Source organism: Photorhabdus sp. RM71S (genome assembly GCF_042879355.1).
Classification (GTDB): Bacteria; Pseudomonadota; Gammaproteobacteria; order Enterobacterales; family Enterobacteriaceae; genus Photorhabdus; species Photorhabdus kayaii.
In genome coordinates this window covers 1-993 of record NZ_JBHFKV010000140.1, presented here as the reverse complement: position 1 = coordinate 993, position 993 = coordinate 1, and the positions used below count along the sequence as shown (strand labels likewise).

Genomic DNA, 993 nt, shown 5'->3' with positions numbered 1-993 from the left:
TAACCCGAATTCTGGATAAAAAATTGACATGAAGCCTGTTCCAGGAGCAGTGTTTTGGTGCATGCCGAAACAGCTCCGGGGAGGAACAGGCTATGGACAACTTAGTTGAAATTTTCTGTGATGTCGATGACTTTTGCCGTTTTTTCATCCCTCAATGGGAACAAGTTTGTCTCGATAACGGGCATCGTTTACGCCGCCGACAAGGTCGCCTGTATCCCAGTGAAATCATGACCATTTTGATCCTTTTTCATCTGTCACATTACCGGGATTTTAAACATTTTTATCTAGAACACATTTGGAAATATCACCACAACGATTTTCCCACCTTGCTCAGCTATCCCCGTTTTGTCAGTGTGGCCCCTTCCGTTTTGGCACCACTATGTAGCTATCTGACGCAATTAAAAGGAAAACCCACTGGCATTGCTTTTATTGATTCCACGAGTTTGAGTGTCTGCCATAACATTCGCATTCCTCGGCATAAGGTCTTTGCCGGGATAGCCAAGCGCGGAAAAAATTCAATGGGCTGGTTTTATGGTTTCAAATTACACCTGGTTGTCAATCACCAGGGGGAAATTCTGGCGCTTAAAATCACTGCCGGTAATGTGGATGATCGGGAACCTGTTCGCGAATTAACAACAGAATTAACGGGTTCGCTTTACGGCGATAAAGGTTATCTCAGTCAGGAACTGGCAGACGATTTAGGCAAAACCGGCGTCACTTTCGTCACCCAAAAGCGCCGAAATATGAAAGCACAGCTGCTGGCTGAGTGGGATAAAATAATGTTATCAAGGCGTTTCATCATCGAAACGATTCATGGGCAATTAAAAACCGTTTCTCAAATAGAGCATTCTCGCCATCGAAGTATAAAAGGATTTATGTTGACCGTTTTAGGCGGTTTGATTGCTTATTGCCTTAAATGGAAGAAGCCATCACTGAAAGTTTTCTATTCGGAAGACGATTTTTCAGTGACGGCTTAAACAGAATTCGGGTTAA

Annotated in this window: 1 protein-coding gene; it reads left to right on the top strand. The window is 43.5% G+C overall.

Features of this window, described 5'->3' with window-relative positions; genetic code table 11:
- Positions 1-92: 92 nt before the first annotated feature.
- Positions 93-977 (top strand): IS982 family transposase, encoded by an 885-nt coding sequence (locus tag ACGF5R_RS24110; RefSeq protein ID WP_387693149.1) that lies wholly within the window; start codon positions 93-95, stop codon positions 975-977.
- The last annotated feature ends 16 nt before the right edge of the window (positions 978-993 follow it).